The sequence below is a fragment of the Arthrobacter sp. ISL-5 genome (assembly GCF_018613835.1).
Taxonomy (GTDB): Bacteria; Actinomycetota; Actinomycetes; order Actinomycetales; family Micrococcaceae; genus Arthrobacter.
On sequence record NZ_JAGGPM010000052.1, the window covers coordinates 1 to 14,855 of the forward strand.

Genomic DNA, 14,855 nt, shown 5'->3' on the forward strand with positions numbered 1-14,855 from the left:
GTTCCATGACCTCGGACCCGAGGAAACGCAACCACATCCGCCAACTCGAAGCCCTCGGCTACACCGTCACACTGACCCCAGCCGCCTAACCCAATACTTGTCCATCCACAGGAGGCATTCCCGCGTCTCCCGCGCACCCCCACGCGCCAAAGAACGCACCCCACCTCATTTTCGGACTAGAAACGCCATGGCGAGGAAAGCACAGGTCAGGCCGCGATTGCCTACCCATCTCCTCATACAACTTTGGTGCTGCACCCATCTCACTAGGTGAGGGCTGTCTCCGGGGTCACAACTCTGGCGAATCGGCGTCCGGAGTCTCCCACGCGCTTCTCTTCCTGAACTCCTCTGACGCGGCGTTCTACTCCTCGGGAGTGCAAGATGGACAGCAGCCTGTGCTGCTGAGCGTGGGTGCTCTCGTAGGTGTCGTGGCGTGGTGCTTCATCCGGCTGTGGTCCTTGATCAGGAGCATCTCGACCACCCTGGGCGGCTGTCTGGAGGTCTTCCGCGATGGTTCCCGGTGCCCACCGGATAATCCTAGTTGGACGGCGCCGACCGCAGGCAGCTGCGCGCCGCGAAGCCTTGGCCCAGCCAACGTGGCCATCCCATCAAGGGTCAAACATCTCCGACCTTCGGATCAGCTGTCGTCATCGAGGCCTTCCAGGGCCACGATTTCCACCGCGTCCAGCAGCTCCGCTGTGTCGGTCCCGGTGGCGCGGGCGAGATCATCGAGGGCGGCGAACCGGGCACGGGCCAGGACGATGACCAGCTGCGCCAGGTAGCCGGTCCCGTTGCGCTGTACCAGGTCATCCAGGACCTCGCGCATCCGCCCCGTCATTGCGCCGGGGCCTTCGGATTCCTCGGCTGCGGGGCGCGTGAGCGTCAGCGCGGCCAGCTGCGGGTCGTCGTAGATGAGTCCCATGGCCCCACGCTACGCACGGCTGCCTCAGTTGTCAGTGATGGACTCCAGCAGCCACTGGTCCGACAGGGGATCGCGGCGCAACTCAAAGGTCCGCAGCGCCGAGGCTGAGGATCCGAGACGGACCTGCTGCCCTCGTGGAATGTTTCGGGCTGGTCAGTGATGGATGCTACCGTGAAGCACGTTTGGCAGGGGTACCTGGTTGTGAGCGGCCTGGGGCACGCCCGTGACCGAGCTCCCGGCCAATGGCCGCGACTTAATCGTTTCGTGTGCCGGCCGTCGTTCCGACATGCTGCTCGGGCGCCTGCTCCCGGATCTTACGAGCCGGCTATGGACCTGCTGGGCTGGGTCTCTGGAGGTCATCTCAATTCCGAAGTGTGGCATTCACCGCACGGTGAGGTAGACAACGCTGCCGGAAAGTATTACGAAACACACACAGTCCGCCCACAGCGCCACGGATCGCTCGCAAGCCGGGCAGCGGCGGCCTATGGTGAGAGCATGGCCCGAATCCACGGTACAGTGCGCTTCGGCGACGATTTGCGTGACCGCCGGGTCCTTGTCGTTGAGGACGACCCCACCGTCAGGGAGGTCGCCTGTGACTACCTGCGTTCCGCTGGCCTCATCGTCGATCAGGCCGCCGACGGGTTCAGCGCGTTGAAGGCTGCGGCGCTCACCCGGCCGGACCTGATCGTGCTGGACCGGATGCTTCCCGGGATCAGCGGAGCTGAAGTCTGCCGAAGGATCCGGGACAACGCTTCGACGCCGATTATCATGCTCACGGCGCTGGGCTCTACCGAGGACCGCATCGAGGGGCTTGAAGCAGGCGCGGACGACTACCTGGCCAAACCCTTTTCCCCGCGGGAACTCGTCCTTCGAGTGCTGGCGATCCTGCGCCGCAGCGTCACCGACATCACCCCGGAAGCCGTCTTTGACCTTGGCGGTTTCCGGGTGGACGCGTCCAACCGCAAGATCTTCAAGGACGGGCGATTGCTGGGCCTTTCGGTGCGGGAATTCGATCTTCTCGCCTTTCTTCTGAAGCATCCCGACCAGGTTTTTAGCCGCGCGCAGCTGCTGAAAGAGGTTTGGCAGTGGAACTTCGGGGACCTTTCCACCGTCACCGTTCATGTCCGCCGGGTCCGCGAAAAAATCGAAGAAGACCCGACAAAACCGCGGTTCCTGACCACCGAGTGGGGCATCGGGTACCGGATGAGCATTCAGACAAACGGTGAATCATGATCACGCTGTTGGACTTTGGAATCATCCTCCTCACCGCGGCCGCCGTGGCGGCCCTGGTCGCCGCCCTGGCAGGAATCGCATTGCGTTTCGCGCGGCACACATCAATGCTGTTGCGGCTGCTCATCGTGGTCGCAGCCACCGTGGCTTCCATTGCGGCGGCAACGATTGCCGTTGCTGTCCAGATGTACATCTCGGATCACGATCTCATCGTCTTGTTCTGGGTGATCGGCGTAGGGGCCGTCATCAGCCTCGGTGTCGCCGCCTTGATGGGTCTCGGGATCAGCCGCACGAGCGACCGGCTGCGGTCCACTGCCCGGGCGATCGGCGATGGCCAGATCGTCGTCGCGGAGGACTATGCCGGGCTCGAATTCGCTGCACTGGCCCAGGAACTGGCCGAAACATCGCAAAGGCTCGCCCGCTCGCGTGAGGACGTCGCGACTCTGGAGCAATCCCGGCGCCGCCTCGTAGCGTGGATCTCTCACGATCTGCGCACGCCGCTCGCGGCGCTGCGCGCGATGGCAGAGTCCCTCGAAGACGGTGTCGCCGAGGAACCAGACCGCTACCACCGTCAGATCCGCGTCCAGGCAGAGACTCTCGCCAGCATGGTCGATGACCTTTTTGAACTGTCCAAAATCCAGTCAGGCACCCTCTCGCTAAACATGGAACCGGTCTCGCTGTTCGATCTGGTCAGCGACACCGTCGCCGACCTGCATCCGGTCGCCGCGTCACGATCGATCACACTCAAAGAATCCCGGACGGGAAACCTCACGCTCTACGGCGACGCGCGCGAACTCTCGCGGGTCATCGGCAACCTCCTCATGAACGCCATCGAGCATTCTCCCGCGAACAGCGAAATCCTCATCTCTGCCCGTGAGACCGAAAACGAACACGTCGCGCTCAGCGTGGTGGACGCCGGCGGCGGAATCCCGGAAGAGGACCTCGGGAGAATCTTCGACGCCGGCTGGCGCGGAACACCATCCCGGACACCCACACCGACGTTGGACATGTCCGCCGGAGCGGGCCTCGGCCTTGCCATCGTCGCCGGCATCGTCGAAGCCCATGCCGGCGGCGTTACCGTCCACAACGTCCCCGGAGGATGCCAATTCGACGTCACGCTCCCAAGGTTCGGAGCCCGCACCTCATGAGCGGCACGCGCCCCACCAAACGGGGAGGCTGCGCTCGTGCTGACATGCTACGGAGAAATACCGACGCAGCCAGCACCGGATATCGTGTTCGACGTGAACGAGACATTGTCGGACATGACCCCGATGCAGGTCAGCTTCACCGACGTCGGGGCGCTGGCCGCCATGGCAAAACTTTGGTTCGCGGCGCTGCTGCGGGACGGCTTTGCCTTGACGGCCGCCGGTGCCAAGGGCAGGTTCGCGGAAATCGGAGCCGAGGCACTGCACGGATTGCTCGCCGGCGCCGGTATTGATACTGACGTGGACCGGGCCGTCGAGCGTGTCCTGGGCGGGATGGCCGGACTAGGACTACATCCGGACGTTCCCGACGGAATCCGGGCACTCAAAGCAGGGGGTTACCGGCCGATCACCCTGACGAACGGTTCCGTTCAGGTCGCGGAAGACTCTTCGTCTCTGCCGGGATCCGGGACGCGTTCGAGCTGCTGCTCTCCGTCGATGACGCTCCTGCCTGGAAGCCCGCGGGCGGAGCCTATGGCTATGCAGCCGCTGCCGCCGGCCTGTCTCCCGGGCGGACGGTGCTGGTGGCGGTCCATCCATGGGACATCCATGGCGCGGCGCATGCGGGCCTGCGCACGGCCTGCGTCAACCGCTCCGGAGGTACCTGCCCCGCCTATTTGACCGCGCCTGACTACACCATTGGTGCGCTGGACGAACTCCCTGAAATCCTTTCCCGACCTGTCCCGTGACCGGCAACGGCACGGCCGAACCGCCGCTGCACGGATTCCGACTGAGACTCAAACCCATCGGACTTCTTGCCGTGCTCCCACCGACTCCGATGGTGCGCGTGCGGTGCTGATGTCGACGCCGTGCGGATCATGCGTGTTCGTGGCTCGGGCCGGCCGATGTCAGCGGACCGTAAGGAATACCCGGCGAATTTCCCGGCCGGAAATCCTAGCGTGGAGGGATGAGACAAGCGGCCGGAGCAGGTGTGGATGTTATTTTGCCCTGTCTTGACGAACGCGGAGCGTTGCCGTGGGTGATATCCCGAATGCCGCCGGGGTACCGGGCCATCGTGGTGGATAACGGATCCACGGATGGTTCCGCGGAGTTGGCCCTGGAACTCGGCGCCGTCGTGGTCCGGGAGGAACGGCGGGGTTTCGGTGCCGCCGCCCATGCCGGGCTGGTCGCGGCGACGGCGGATTATGTGGCCTTCTGCGATTGCGATGGTTCGTTGGATCCTGCGCGGCTGCCTGCCCTGCTAGCGCCGGTCATGGCCGGCACGGCGGACCTTGTGCTGGGCAGCCGCCGGCCCCGGCGCGGGTCGTGGCCAATCCACGCCCGGATGGCCAACGCCGTCCTTGCCTGGCGGCTGCGCCGGCTGACAGGTGAGACCGTGACCGATCTGGGGCCCATGCGGGCAGGGCGGCGCGCGGAGCTGCTGTCGCTGGGGCTTGAGGACCGCCGGAGCGGCTATCCGCTGGAAATGTTCCTCAAGGCCAGTCTGCGCCGTTGGCGGATCAGCCAGGTTCTGGTCGAGTACGCGCCTCGAACGGGCCAGTCCAAGGTCACCGGGACGATCCGGGGCTCGCTGACGGCGGTCCGCGACATGTCCGCCCAGCTCACCGCCTTCTCCGGGCAGCTCCGCGCCGGCGAAGTGCCGGCCCCGTCCGGACAGGAGCCGAACAGCCGTGGCGGCGGGAAACTGTTGTGAGGAACGCTATGGACCTGACAGTGGCGGTCATTGCCAAGGAGTGCCTGCCGGGGAGGGTGAAGACCCGCCTTGTTCCGCCGCTGACGCCGGCGGGCGCCGCGGAGCTGGCACAGCTGAGTCTGACCCGGACTCTGGACACGGTACGGCGGTTGCCTGCCCGACACCGGCTCCTGGTCATGGACGGGACGCCGCTCACGCGGGACGCGACGGGGTTCACGGTGATCAGCCAGGGCGCCGGGACCCTGGACGAGCGGCTCGCAGACATCTGCGACGGCGCCGAAGGCCCGCTGCTGATCCTCGGGATGGACACGCCGCAATTATCCCCGGGGCACCTTGGTGCACTGTTCAGTGACTGGTCCAGCGAGGCGCCGGTGCATGATGCCTGGCTAGGTCCGGCCGAGGACGGCGGTTTCTGGGCCATTGCCCTGCTCCGGCCTCTGGGAGCCCTCATCCGGGGCGTGCCAATGTCCACTGAGACGACCGGAACCCGGCAGCTCGCCCGGCTGAACCGGCACGGGCTCGCCACGGGCCTGCTCCCCGTGCTCAGGGACATGGATGTCTTCGCCGATGCCGTGGAAATCGCGGCCGCGCTCCCGGGCACGGATTTCGCGTCCGCCGTCTCAGCAACGTCAGCTCGGCTGGCCCGGTCCGGCCAGCCGTACGCGCAACTCCCAGCCGGGCCGCATCGGGCCGGAGGTGCGCGGTGACTGGACTCATCGGCACGCCGCCCCGGGCCTTTGGCCAAGGCATGAATGAACCCTATGCCCGGGCTCTGCGTTTGGGCGGCGGGACGCTAACACTGCGCCCGCACGGCGCCGTCGCTGCCGCCGTCCGGGGTTCCGGCAGTGGTGCCGGCGAGGTGGTGTTTGATGTTTTTGGCTGGTGTTCAGAGGCAAGTGCGCTGGAGCGTAACTTGCTGCAGGGCCTGGAGGGGCCTGTTCTTGACATTGGCTGCGGGCCGGGCCGCTTGCTCTCCGCGGCACGGTCCCTGGGCCTGACCGCCCTGGGTATCGATACCAGCGCAGAAGCTGTCGCTCTGGCGTGCAGCCGGGGAAGCCGCGCACTGCTGCAGTCGGTGTTTTGGCCGGTTCCGCAGGCCGGGAACTGGCGGTCTGCGCTGCTGCTGGACGGGAACATCGGCATCGGCGGGAACGTCGGGCGCCTACTGCGCAGGTCCCGGCAGCTGATCACTCCGCAGGGAACGCTGCTGGTGGAGGTGGACCCCGATGAAGGCATGGACGTTGCCTACCATGCTGTGCTGGAGGACCTCGACGGGAACCTGAGCGTCCCGTTCGCATGGGCGCGGACAGGCCGGGCCGGGCTGGAGTCGCGGGCTGCTGCAGCAGGCTGGGCGGTCTCGGCGACGGAGCGCGTTCAGGGCCGCGTGTTTTGCCGCCTCTCGCCTTTACCCGACCCGGCGCGTCCAGGAGGCCGGGCGCCTGTGGGGGGACGGGGACGACCTGCCCGTTCGAACGCGTAAATCGCGACTGCGGCGGCAGCGGCCAGAGCAGCCCAGAACCAGAGAAGGTGTTCTGCGTAGTTACCTTCGAGGGCACTGATGTTCCGCGCTTCGGACTGCGCTTTGAGCAGGAGCCCGGCGATCAGGCTGACCGCGGCGCCCGTCATCAGGGCTCCTCGCAGGATGGCGGCGGAGACCGGCCCCAGCCGCGATCCTGTCCGTGTCAGTCCTGCCCCCGTCAGGGTCAACAGCGGCACGATCACGCCGTCGTGCAGCAGGATAGCGAAGGCCATCCAGGTCAGGAGCCCCAGCAGTTGCGCGGGGCCCAGCTGGGTGGGCAGGCCCAGGAGGCCGTAGCCAATGAGAGCCGTGCCTGCCAGCCCGAGGACAATCCGCACCGACCACACGGAGGCGGGCGTGTTCGGCTGTTTCACAGGACCTCCACGGTCTGCAGCCATTTGGTTTGAAGAACTCCGGGGCGCCCCGGGGCGATGATTCTGGCAGGGTAGCCGTGTTGGACGTCCAGGATCGCGCCGTTGAGTTCCAGCGCCACGAGCGTCCGTTCGTCCTGCACGTATTCTGCCGGCATGGACATCAGCCTGTACGGACCCTCGGGTTCGAGGCTCGTCACGCGCAAGGCCGAGTCCGGCGGCGCTCCGACGGCACCGATTAGGTCCCGGATCCGTACCCCGCTCCAGTGTGCTGTCTGGCTCCACCCCTCGACGCAGGCGATGGGCAGCTCCTCCTGGTGCTGGGGGAGCGCCCGGAGTCCGGCCAGATCAAAGGTCGTGCTGTTCCCCCGGTAAGTGACGGCCAGGGACCATTCTCCGGAAGTGGCCAGATCCGCGACCTTTGCCTCCGCCGCGGTCCGGTTCACCGGAACGGACTGCGGCCCCGTTCCCATCACGCGGGGGGCGAACACGTTCAGCGGGCTCAGCCAAGAAAATGACTGGCCGGCCGTGGTGAGAACCACCGCCCCGGTACTTACACCGACGCCGGTCAGGAAGGCGCGCCTAGACCAGCGGCCGGGGGCAACGCCCGTGCCCGGCATCCCGACGGCGGCCGCAGCTGCCGTCCCCTCGGAGGCCGGGCCGCGCTCCGGTCCCTGCTGTTCGGCCCGGCGGACGGCGCGGCCGTTCCAGTTGGCCATGATGGCCGGAAGCTTCACCGCGATGTGCAGCAGCAGCGATCCCCAGATCACCCACGCCAGCCAATAATGGGTCTCGCGGAACGGGAAGGGCCACGGGTACCACTTGTAGGTGTTGATCAGCCCGGTGGTCAGCTGCAGCAGCGAGGAGGCGATGAAAAGGGCGATCGAAGCCCGCTCCAGGCCATGACGCACGGACTTGATAGGCGGCCACACGAGCAGCTCCGGGTACACCGACCAGAGTTTCGCCAGCATTAGCGGGATGGAGGCAATGCCGGCGGTCACGTGCAGTCCCTGGCACAGCTGGTAGATCCAGACGGGGTTGGTGGGGAAAAACATCCACGAGGGCGGGTTCTGCAGGCCGTGGCTGAAGAGCCCGGTCAGGAAGCAAATTGTAAAGGTCAGCGCCAGCCACCGTCCCAGGACAACGGTTAGGCGCGTGCTCCGCGTGGGGGAGGCAAACTTCGCCGCCAGCGCTGCGGTGAGTTTTTGCGGGTGGGGCCCTTGCATGCTTCAAGCACAGCACCGTTTCCCGTACAGGGGCCGCCCAGGATCTTACGAAATGCGGAAATTCACGGACAGGACCGGATTCCCGCGGCGGGCTGGGGCAGGATCGAGTCGTGAGCCTGTACCTTGCAGAGCCGGCAGTGAGCAGAGCTAAACCGTACGCCGTATCGGGGTTGCTCCTGCTTGCCGGTGCGGTGTTGATGTGGTGGATGGTCCTGCCCGGAAATTCCTTCGCGTCGGCGCCGATCGTTGGCTCCTGCGTTTCCTGGCTTCTTCTGATCGCCGCTGTCCGGTCGCTGCGGCACGTGCCACGGCGGCGGATCGGGGCCGTCATCATGGCGGGATCTGTGCTGCTCGGCCTGGCCGCGGTGAGCGGTCCGCCGCGGACCAGCAATGATTCGGCGCGGTATGCCTGGGACGGCATCGTGCAAAAGGCCGGGACGTCACCCTACGCCCACGTGCCCGCAGATGAGACCTTGGCCGGTCTGCGGCCCGAGTGGCTTTTCCGACCAGGAACGACAGGAGGGGAGGGACAGCCGGTCTGCCCGGCGGACCTGTTCGGGACCGAAGCCGTGGTGTCTTCTGGTGTGCCTTCCGGGGAGCCCCTGTGCACGGCGATCAACCGGCCACAGGTGCCGACGATTTACCCTCCCGCCGCCGAAATCTACTTCCTGGTCGGGCGGGCAGCCGTCCCGGACACCGCCGGCTACCTGCCGTTCCAGCTCGGAGGGTGGCTGATCAGCACGGCAGTCACCCTGATGCTGCTCACGATCCTGATCAGGGCAAAAGAACCCCCGCACCTGGCCGCGGCCTGGGCCTGGAGCCCTTTTGTGCATCTGGAGGCCGTGAACAATGCACACGTCGACGTCCTGGCCTGCGCGCTGATGCTGGCGGCGGGACTGCTGCTGGTCGGGGGCAAGCCGTACCGTTCCGGTGCGGCCTTCGGAGCGGCCGTGGCGACGAAACTCATTCCCGTGATCGTCGCCCCGGCACTGCTGTTCCGGCGCCCGGCCGGCTTTATTGCGTCGGCGGCCGGAACCTTTGCCATCCTGTACGTGCCGTATCTGCCGGCTGCCGGCGCAGGGGTCTTCGGCTTCCTGCCCGGGTACCTGACGGAGGAAGGCTACAGCCAGGGCAACGGAATCAGGTTCGGCCTCGCCCAGCTCGTCTCGGCAGGTCCGTGGCCAATGCTGCTCAGCGGCGCCGCCCTGGCCGCCCTCGCCCTGTGGACCTGGCGAACAACGGGCCCGGTAAACATCTGGCAGCGCCAGACCACCATCATCGGGCTGACGCTGCTGGTCGTCAGCCCCAGCTACCCCTGGTACGCGCTTATGCTGCTCCCATTCATCGTCCTGAGCCGACGCTGGGAGTACATCGCCGTGATCGTCGCGCTCGACGTCATTTACATGGTGCCAACGGTTCCGCCCCTCGGGGAGGCCCTGGATCAGGGCGTCCTCGCCGCCGCCGCGCTGGCGGTTGCCGCCGGTGCGTGGCGACGGTGCCGCCGCCGCTACACCGCAGGCAGGCCCGGGTCATGATCGGGGCACCCGGTGGCATCATGGGCCGTATGGAACAGACACAGCCTGACGGATCCCGCGCACGCATCGGAATCATCGGCGGCTCAGGAACGTACCGGCTCCCGGGAGCCGCTATCCGGGCGGAGGTCAACGTCCGGACCCCGTACGGAGCGCCGTCGGGGCCCGTCACGCTGGGCGAGGTCGCCGGACGCGCCGTGGCGTTCCTGCCCAGGCACGGCGCCGGACATTCGCTCCCGCCCCAGAAAATCAACTACCGGGCCAACCTGTGGGCGCTCAGGAGCCTCGGCGTCGAGGCCGTCATTTCCTCATCGGCGGTCGGCGGGCTGCGGGCAGCGTACGGGCCGGAATCATTTGTGGTCCCCGACCAGCTGATCGACAGGACCTGGGGGCGGGCCGACACGTTCTTCGACGGCGCGGGGGCGGTCGGTGCCGAACCGGCCGGGGTGCAGCATCTGCCGGCGTCGGAGCCGTTCTGCCCGGGGCTGCGCGCCCGGCTGTCCGGGGCGCTGGCGGACCGGCAGTTGCCGCACGAACGGACGGGGACGATGGTAGTAATCAACGGGCCGCGTTTCTCCACGCGGGCCGAATCTGCCTGGTACGCGGCCGCTGGCGCCGACGTCATCAGCATGACCCAGTACCCGGAGCCCGTCTTGGCCGCCGAGCTGAACATGGGGTACGCGACTCTGGCCTACATCACCGATTCGGACACCGGCCACGACGGGTCGGACCCGGTGACCGCCGGCACCGTGTTCGCCCGGCTCAAAAACGCCCAGCCGGACATTCTGGCGGTGCTGGAAGCAACGGTCGCCGCAATAGGGGACGACTACGTCCCGTCCCGGCCGATGGACCCGACCGCCGTGAACCGGATCATGGCTCTTCCTCCCGCACAGCAAACCGGGGTACCCCGGTGAGGCTTCTGGTCACCGGCGGGGCAGGCTTCATCGGATCCCACATAGTCGACGCAGCCCTGGAGAAGGGCTGGCAGGTGCGTGTCCTGGACCGGCTGGAACCGGGCGTCCACCCGGTTCGACCCCGCTTTGACCCTCACGTCGAGCTTCTCATTGGCGACGTCGCGGATCCGGAAATCGTGCGGCGCGCGTTGGACGGCGTCGACACCGTGAGCCACCAAAGCGCCAAGGTCGGGCTGGGGATCGGTTTTGCCGACGCGCCGGACTACATCCGCAACAACGACTACGCAACAGCTGTCCTGCTCGCCGCCATGGCAGAGCATCAGATCCGCCGGCTGGTGCTGGCCTCCTCGATGGTGGTCTACGGCGAAGGCGCCTACACCGATCCGGACTCCGGCCTGCCGGTCCGGCCCGGGCCGCGAACAGAGAAGGACCTTCGCGGTGGCATCTTCGACCCGCGCAACCCGGACACCGGAGCAATCCTCACTCCCGCGCTCATCGCCGAAAATGACCGCCTGGACCCCCGCAACGTGTACGCCGCCTCCAAGGTCAGTCAAGAACACCTCGCTTCGGCCTGGGCGCGCGCGGTCAGCGGATCGGTGATCGCCCTGCGGTACCACAACGTCTACGGGCCCCGGATGCCACGCGACACCCCGTACGCCGGGGTCGCGTCCGTGTTCCGCTCCGCCCTCGCCCGCGGCCATGCACCTCGTGTGTTCGAAGACGGCGCCCAGCGGCGCAGCTTCGTCCACGTCAGGGACGTGGCCGCCGCCAACATCATCGCCGCCGAATCCCTCGGCCCGACCTCCCACCGGCTGCCGGACTTCCGGGCCTACAATGTCGGCGCCGACCGCGTACACACCATCGGGCAGATGGCCGCGGCCCTCAGCGCGTTCAGCGGCGGCCCCGCTCCGGTGGTGACAGGCAAATACAGACTGGGCGACGTCCGGCACATCACAGCCTCATCGGACCTGATCAGGGACGAGCTCGGCTGGTCCGCGACCATTCCGTTCGACGAGGGCATGCGCGAATTTGCCGCCGCACCGCTCCGTGGCTAAGAGCGCATTGATACCAGGGACGACCCGCAGGCAGACGGTTTCGCCACGGCGACGAAGGCCGCGGCCGCCAGACTGCTGCCGGTCCTTCTGTCTGGCCAGCGCCCTGCGAGGCTGCGTCGCCCGGGTCAGCACCCTGATCATGCCTGTCGCCGGCATCCAGATCATCACCGTCCCCGGCGCGGGCGCATGATTCCCACACTCAGCGCCCGGCCTATGGATGGGCCTGGGAGGGATTAGCCGCCGTCGAAGATGTCAACGCCATACGGCGGTGGCAGGGCGGCCGAAGTGCCAGAGCAGCTCAAGGCCTTATCAAAACTAGCCAAGCCATGGAATACCCGGCGGCTGACGGTCAACCGCCGCCGCGCAGCGCAAACGGATCGGAACGGCGTGGAGACCGTGATCGGAATGGCTGACGATCTCGACAGACTCCTGCGGGCCGGGCGCGTGCCCCGCCCTACATCATCGCCGGGCACTCGCTCGGCGGCATGGTTGCGCGTTTCCCACGCCGCTCAACATCTCCACCAGATGGCAGGGTCGTCGTAGATGATTCCTATGGCCTTACATTAGGCAGCGGCGTCTTCGCTCTCAGTGATGCCGGCCAGGAGCCACTGTTCCGACACGGGGCCCCGGCGCAGCTCGAAGGTCCGCAGCGCCGAGGCTGAGGAACCGAGGCGGACCTGCACCCGCCAGTGCTCGACGTCCACCAGGTTCCCGATGCCTACCGGCGCGGTCCGCTGGGTGTCCCACCAGGAATCCCTGCTGAACCAGTGCACCGGATCGGCCGCGACAGCCCACACGCGCCCCGTCGTAGCGGACGGCCAGGGGACTGCCGGCCGCGGTAAGCCGGACCTCCACCGGGGCGTTCAGGGTTGTTGTCCACCAGCTCCGCGCAGTTCGGGAACCGGATCCACGCCTTCACCGGGATGCCCGGGAACCCGTTCTGAACGGGGAAGTGCTCGAAATCGAGCTCTTCCACCGTCAGCCCAATCGGGCCAGCGCGCCGCGCGTACTGCGCCTGCAGCTGGCTCGCCTGCTCGGTCCCGTAACACAACCTTAGAACATATATTCCCATTAGCTCCGGGGCTGATTTAGGTAGCTGACCTGTGGAAACGCCTCGCAGACAGGTGTCTGTGACGGGCAGGGTGGCGACCGCCTGGCATCTTCGTGTCATACCTCTGGCTGTGAGATTTGCTGCGGATCGCAGGGGGCCGTAATCGCCGATGCAGATAATCCGGCTTCGGTGGGGGATGAGTTGAGGCCACCGGAAAACCTGAACGGGCGTTCTTCTGCGAGCTAAACTCGACTGAAGCCCCAATAAGGTGGCGCCCATCACCCTTTGAAGGGACCGTGGGCATAAGGGCGTAAGGCTCCATGCGCCGTGATGACTGGGTCCTGGCCACTTTTACTGGTGCCCTGCTTCCCGCGGTGTGTGGGCGTTCACTATCGCGACCTCACCTGACAGGAGATTTACCGATGAAGGTATTGATCATGACACTGGGGACGCGCGGTGATGTCCAGCCGTTCATGGCGTTGGCACGGGGATTACTCGCTGCCGGGCACGAAGTGGTGCTCACCGCGCCGCAACGGTTCGCCGGGTTCGTCGCTGGTCATGGGGTGCCGTTCGCGGGAGTGGACGACGGTCCGATGCGGTTGATGGACGACCCGGCAGGTGCGGCGGTGATCGAGGGCGGGATGCGCGCCCGGCTGCGGCAGGCCCGGATTATGCCGGCGATGTTCACCCAAGTGCTGGCCGACTGCTGGGCCGTCGCTTCGCACGGAGCGGGAGCCGGAGCGGACGTCGTGGTGCACAACGGCCAGATCATCGCCGGGCAGCACGTGGCCGAGAAGCTCGGTGTCCCGGCGGTGCTGGCTCTGCCCATACCGATATACGTGCCGACCAAGGAGTTTCCCTGGCCTGGCGTGGGCTTGCCGACGTGGCTGCCTGCAGTGGCTAATCGGGCCACGTTCCTGGGAATGACGGCCCGGCGGCGATATTCGGCCGGGTCGTCGACCGGTGGCGCGAGGACACCCTCGGTCTCCCGCGCCGCCGCGGACGGCACGACCCGCTGCGTCGACCGGACAACGGCAAGGCTCCGGTGCTGCACGCGTTCAGTCCCTCGGTGCTGCCCCCGCCACTGGACTGGCCGGACTCAGTGCACACCACAGGCTACTGGTTCCTCCCGCCCCCGGGACGAGGCGCTGCCGCCACAGGTCGAGGACTTCCTTGCTGCCGGCGATCCGCCGGTGTTCGTCGGATTCGGCTCAATGTCCGGCCGGGACCCCTCGCGGAGTACGGCCCTGGTCCTGGAAGCCGCACGCCGCGCAGAGACACGCCTGGTGATCGGCGCGGGCTGGGGCGGACTGGACAGCACCATTTCAGGTGATGACGTTATTGCTGTGGAGGACGTGGACTACCTGAGGTTGTTCCCGGCCATGGCTGCCGTGGTGCACCACGGGGGCGCAGGCACAGCCGGCACCGCATTCGCCTCCGGGCGCCCGCAAGTGGTGTGCCCGTTCATCGCCGACCAGCCGTTCTGGGCTCGCCTCGCATACCACCGCGGTGTCGCTCCCGCACCACAGCCGCAACGCCACCTCACGGCAGCTGGCCTCGCCTCCGCCATCACCACCACCACAGGTCCCGGTATCGCACGTGCCGCCCAAGAGCTGGGCCACCGTGTAGGCGCCGAGGGCGGAGTATCCGCCGCTGTGACCGCGCTGGAGCGCGCCGCCGTGCCGTAAGCAAGCGGCCTTTGTAGATGACCCATTACGCGAGACCGACGCGGGCAGTTAGCCTTTGCGGAACAGCGATGGATCTCCGGCGGCAGGAGACCACCATGTCCGCCCCTATCTTTTCACGTGATCGCTGCCCGCGGGCGGCGTCGTCCCGGGCACGACGACGCCCCTTTCCGGGCTCCACTGAGGCGCCTAGCCCCAAGTACCGGTTGCGGTCACGGGAAGGTGCGAATGGGTAGACTGGCTGGAGGTGAGCCGGGAAGTCTGGTCGGCATGTTCTTTGTTGACCCATGTTTAGGACACCCTCATGAGTGAAAACCCGTCTGCTCCTCCGCGTTCCTCCGTTTTGGGACGCGGAAGCTACGGCGAAGTGCTGCGCATCGGCGAGATCCTGCGGAAGGAAACGGTCGGCGGCATCCTGCTTGTCGCCGCAGCGGTTATTGCCCTGATCTGGGCAAATTCCCCGGTTTCTGATAGCTATTTCGCGTTGCGCGACTTCC

Annotated in this window: 15 protein-coding genes and 1 pseudogene; 11 read left to right on the plus strand and 5 right to left on the minus strand. The window is 66.8% G+C overall.

The window, feature by feature from the left end:
- Positions 1 to 634: 634 nt before the first annotated feature.
- A complete protein-coding gene (locus J7I89_RS23550; protein WP_214975562.1) occupies positions 635 to 919 on the minus strand; it encodes a hypothetical protein in 285 nt (94 codons plus the stop codon).
- Between the two features lie 495 nt (positions 920 to 1,414).
- Here J7I89_RS23550 and J7I89_RS23555 point away from each other — a divergent pair, with 495 nt between their 5' ends.
- The 6 genes from J7I89_RS23555 to J7I89_RS26055 all read left to right on the plus strand — a co-directional run bounded on the left by J7I89_RS23555 (position 1,415) and on the right by J7I89_RS26055 (position 6,485).
- Positions 1,415 to 2,152, plus strand: a complete 738-nt coding sequence (locus J7I89_RS23555) for a response regulator transcription factor (protein ID WP_214975585.1) — start codon at positions 1,415 to 1,417, stop codon at positions 2,150 to 2,152.
- Positions 2,149 to 3,297 (plus strand): cell wall metabolism sensor histidine kinase WalK, encoded by a 1,149-nt coding sequence (locus J7I89_RS23560; protein ID WP_214975564.1) that lies wholly within the window; start codon positions 2,149 to 2,151, stop codon positions 3,295 to 3,297. The genes J7I89_RS23555 and J7I89_RS23560 overlap by 4 nt, the downstream gene beginning before the upstream one ends.
- A 93-nt stretch (positions 3,298 to 3,390) precedes the next feature.
- A complete protein-coding gene (locus tag J7I89_RS23565; protein ID WP_214975566.1) occupies positions 3,391 to 3,972 on the plus strand; it encodes a hypothetical protein in 582 nt (193 codons plus the stop codon).
- Between the two features lie 370 nt (positions 3,973 to 4,342).
- Positions 4,343 to 5,005: a glycosyltransferase family 2 protein gene (locus tag J7I89_RS23570; RefSeq protein ID WP_285290272.1), complete on the plus strand. Its 663-nt coding sequence runs from the start codon at positions 4,343 to 4,345 to the stop codon at positions 5,003 to 5,005.
- Between the two features lie 8 nt (positions 5,006 to 5,013).
- Entirely contained in the window at positions 5,014 to 5,712 is a 699-nt protein-coding gene (locus J7I89_RS23575) for a DUF2064 domain-containing protein (RefSeq protein WP_214975570.1), read from the plus strand.
- 41 nt (positions 5,713 to 5,753) lie between these two features.
- Positions 5,754 to 6,485 (plus strand): methyltransferase domain-containing protein, encoded by a 732-nt coding sequence (locus tag J7I89_RS26055; protein WP_374102042.1) that lies wholly within the window; start codon positions 5,754 to 5,756, stop codon positions 6,483 to 6,485.
- Here J7I89_RS26055 and J7I89_RS23580 read toward each other — a convergent pair.
- Positions 6,380 to 6,898: a hypothetical protein gene (locus J7I89_RS23580; RefSeq protein ID WP_214975572.1), complete on the minus strand. Its 519-nt coding sequence runs from the start codon at positions 6,896 to 6,898 to the stop codon at positions 6,380 to 6,382. The genes J7I89_RS26055 and J7I89_RS23580 overlap by 106 nt on opposite strands.
- Positions 6,895 to 8,121, minus strand: coding sequence for a molybdopterin-dependent oxidoreductase (locus J7I89_RS23585; protein ID WP_214975574.1), 1,227 nt, complete (start codon positions 8,119 to 8,121; stop codon positions 6,895 to 6,897). Before J7I89_RS23585 ends, J7I89_RS23580 begins: the two co-directional genes overlap by 4 nt.
- Positions 8,122 to 8,231: 110 nt before the next feature.
- Here J7I89_RS23585 and J7I89_RS23590 point away from each other — a divergent pair, with 110 nt between their 5' ends.
- From J7I89_RS23590 to J7I89_RS23600, 3 genes are read left to right on the plus strand one after another with little or no spacing between them, the layout of a single operon-like run.
- Positions 8,232 to 9,656 carry a glycosyltransferase family 87 protein gene (locus J7I89_RS23590; RefSeq protein WP_214975576.1) on the plus strand — a complete coding sequence of 475 codons (1,425 nt, stop codon included), beginning with the start codon at positions 8,232 to 8,234 and terminating at the stop codon, positions 9,654 to 9,656.
- 29 nt (positions 9,657 to 9,685) lie between these two features.
- A complete protein-coding gene (mtnP, locus tag J7I89_RS23595; protein ID WP_251045783.1) occupies positions 9,686 to 10,567 on the plus strand; it encodes an S-methyl-5'-thioadenosine phosphorylase in 882 nt (293 codons plus the stop codon).
- Positions 10,564 to 11,622: an NAD(P)-dependent oxidoreductase gene (locus J7I89_RS23600; protein WP_214975578.1), complete on the plus strand. Its 1,059-nt coding sequence runs from the start codon at positions 10,564 to 10,566 to the stop codon at positions 11,620 to 11,622. The genes mtnP and J7I89_RS23600 overlap by 4 nt, the downstream gene beginning before the upstream one ends.
- A 563-nt stretch (positions 11,623 to 12,185) precedes the next feature.
- On the opposite strand, the gene J7I89_RS23605 is transcribed toward J7I89_RS23600, so the two are convergent.
- Both J7I89_RS23605 and J7I89_RS25470 read right to left on the minus strand, forming a co-directional pair.
- Positions 12,186 to 12,419: a hypothetical protein gene (locus J7I89_RS23605; protein ID WP_374102043.1), complete on the minus strand. Its 234-nt coding sequence runs from the start codon at positions 12,417 to 12,419 to the stop codon at positions 12,186 to 12,188.
- 77 nt (positions 12,420 to 12,496) lie between these two features.
- Positions 12,497 to 12,694 (minus strand): annotated as a pseudogene (locus J7I89_RS25470) (hypothetical protein); the annotation flags it as partial.
- A 416-nt stretch (positions 12,695 to 13,110) separates the two neighbouring features.
- Here J7I89_RS25470 and J7I89_RS23610 point away from each other — a divergent pair.
- Entirely contained in the window at positions 13,111 to 14,361 is a 1,251-nt protein-coding gene (locus J7I89_RS23610; protein WP_214975580.1) for a glycosyltransferase, read from the plus strand.
- A gap of 301 nt (positions 14,362 to 14,662) precedes the next feature.
- The coding region (locus J7I89_RS23615) for a Na+/H+ antiporter NhaA (protein ID WP_214975583.1) at positions 14,663 to 14,855 on the plus strand (193 nt) is incomplete at its 3' end.